This is a genomic window from Kitasatospora sp. LaBMicrA B282 (assembly GCF_050325825.1).
Lineage (GTDB): Bacteria > Actinomycetota > Actinomycetes > Streptomycetales > Streptomycetaceae > Kitasatospora.
The window spans coordinates 1-2892 of the sequence record NZ_JBNQTI010000135.1; the positions used below are offsets into that span (position 1 = coordinate 1).

General features: G+C 71.0%; 1 protein-coding gene. It reads left to right on the plus strand.

Features of this window, described 5'->3' with window-relative positions:
• Positions 1-582 precede the first annotated feature (582 nt).
• Positions 583-2751, plus strand: a complete 2169-nt coding sequence (locus tag ACQRUO_RS28985) for a putative Ig domain-containing protein (RefSeq protein WP_428319057.1) — start codon at positions 583-585, stop codon at positions 2749-2751.
• Positions 2752-2892 lie beyond the last annotated feature (141 nt).

The window sequence follows — 2892 nt, forward strand, 5'->3', positions numbered from 1 at the left end:
CCCCCCCCCCCCCCCCCCCCCCCCCCCCCCCCCCCCCCCCCCCCCCCCCCCCCCCCCCCCCCCCCCCCCCCCCCCCCCCCCCCCCCCCGCGGCTCTGTCGACGTGCGTGCCGGGGCTTCAACTCGACTCTCCGTCAGCATCGTTCGGTGAACGCAGCTTTGCATTCGCTTCACGTGATGACCGCGTGAAAGACGCCGCGACCGATCGGTCGGTCGGGAGGTGAAAAGCCGGTCCACACCGTTGACCGGGGTGCGCCAACTCTGCTTTGCTTCAGCCCAGCGAACGGTGCACCACCCGTCATACCGCCAGAGACCGTGCGGAATTGGCACGGTTGGTTCCAAAACCCCCATCGGGGCAGGACGAGACAGCTCTCCGCGGATCGCCACGCCGTGCACCGGACCCCTCCACCGCAGGTCCCCAACCTGCGCGCGCTGCGGGTGTGGCCGTTCACCCCTCTCGTCCTGTCGCACGGCCACTGGCCGTGGGCCCGGTGCGCCCTGACGCCCTGTCCCGTGCAGCAGACCCGACCGCCCGCGCCGACCCGGCGCACCGGCGGTTTGCAGGAGAGAGGAACCCCCACAGATGGGCACCCCCCACTTCCGCGGCACTGCGCGCGTGGCCCTGACCGGCCTCGCGTCCCTGTCGCTCGTCAGCGGCGCCTTGTTGGCGTTCGCCGCACCCCAGGCGCTCGCCTCGTCGCAGTCGCCGACCAGCTCGGCCGCGAACCCCTACGACCCCGCGACCGGGCACGCTTACCGGCACGGGGTCCTCCCCACCATCCAGCAGAACGGCAAGATGAAGTCCTGGGCGGACACCCACGCCCCGACCGCGGCGACCGGCCCGGAGACCCTCTCCTACGGCGGCGGCACCAACGGCGTGGGCGTCAACGACGGCAAGTCCCAGGTCTACCTCGTCTTCTACGGCTCGCAGTGGGGCACGCAGAGCACCAACAGCTCGGGCGACGCCACCTTCTCCGGTGACCAGGACGGCGCCGCGCCGGTCGCCCAGGAGATGTTCAAGGGCATCGGCACCGGCGGGGAGACCTGGTCGGCCGACCTGACCCAGTGGTGCGACGGTCCGAACGTCGCCTCCGGGGCGGTCAGTTGCCCGTCCAACGCCAACTTCGTCCCCTACCAGGCGGGCGGTGTGCTGTCCGGCGTCTGGTACGACAACTCGGCCGCCTCGCCGAGTGCGGCCAGCGGCAACCAGCTCGGCCAGGAGGCGGTGGCCGCGGCCGCCCACTTCGGCAACACCACCGCCGCCTCCAACCGGCACACGTACTACGTGATCATGTCGCCGACCGGCACCAACCCGGACAACTACCAGGGCCAGTACTGCGCCTGGCACGACTACACCGGTGACAGCTCGCTGACCGGCGGTGCCGTCAACTCGCCCTACGGCGACGTCGCCTTCTCGAACCAGCCCTACAACATGGACTCCGGCCAGGGCTGCGGCGTCGGCTTCGTCAACTCGCCCGGCACGCTCGACGGCTGGACCATGACGCTGGGCCACGAGTACCACGAGATGATGTCGGACCAGTTCCCGGCCGGCGGTTGGACCAACCACACCGGTGACGCCACCTACAACGGCCAGGAGAACTCCGACGAGTGCGCCTGGCTCAGCCCGGGCACCGCGGGCGGCGCCGGCATGGTCACCATGGGCACCGGCACCTTCGCCGAGCAGGCCAGCTGGTCCAACGACACCAACGAGTGCGACCTCTCGCACGCGATCCTCACCCACGGCAACACCGTGACGGTGACCAACCCGGGCAACCAGAGCGGCAAGGTCGGCACCGCCGCCAGCCTGCAGATCTCGGCCAGTGACTCGGCCTCGGGCCAGAGCCTGACCTACTCGGCCACCGGTCTGCCGGCGGGTCTGTCGATCAGCTCCTCGGGCCTGATCTCCGGCACCCCGAGCACCGCGGGCACCTCCTCGGTCAGCGTCACCGCCACCGACACCACCGACGCCTCCGGCTCGACCAGCTTCAGCTGGACCGTGGCCGGCAACACCGGCAACACCGTGACGGTGACCAACCCGGGCAGCCAGAGCGGCACCGTGGGCACCGCGGCCAGCCTGCAGATCTCGGCCAGTGACTCGGCCTCGGGCCAGAGCCTGACCTACTCGGCCACCGGTCTGCCGGCGGGTCTGTCGATCAGCTCCTCGGGCCTGATCTCCGGCACCCCGACCACCGCGGGCACCTCCTCGGTCACCGTCACCGCCAAGGACAGCACCGGCGCCTCCGGCTCCGCCGGCTTCAGCTGGACCGTCACCGGCAGCGGCGGCACCTGCACCGGCGGCGGCCAGAAGCTCGGCAACCCCGGCTTCGAGACCGGCAGCGCCGCGCCGTGGACCGCGACCGCGGGTGTGATCAACAACGACACCGTCTCCGAGCCCGCCCACTCCGGCAACTGGGACGCCTGGCTGGACGGCTACGGCGCCGCGCACACCGACACCCTGTCGCAGACCGTCACCGTCCCGGCCAACTGCAAGGCGACGTTCAGCTTCTGGCTGCACATCGACACCGCCAAGGTCAGCGGTGACGGCACCGACACGCTGACCGTCTCGGCCAACGGCACCACCCTGGCCAGCTACACCAACCTGGACGCCAACAACGGCTACACCCAGGAGACGTTCACCCTGCCGTCCTCCTTCGCGGGCAAGAGCGTGACCGTGAAGTTCAACGGCGTGGAGAACTCCTCCTTCGACCAGACCAGCTTCGTGATCGACGACACCGCGCTGAACGCGAGCTGATGCTCCGTCAGTAGCAGCAGGCAGCAGTGAGGCGGGGGGGGGGGGGGGGGGGGGGGACCAAGAGGTGGGGGTGGCCACCCCCACCCCCGAGGGAGGGGGAGACGACCCGTGTGGATAGACACGCCCCCTCCACCCCCCACA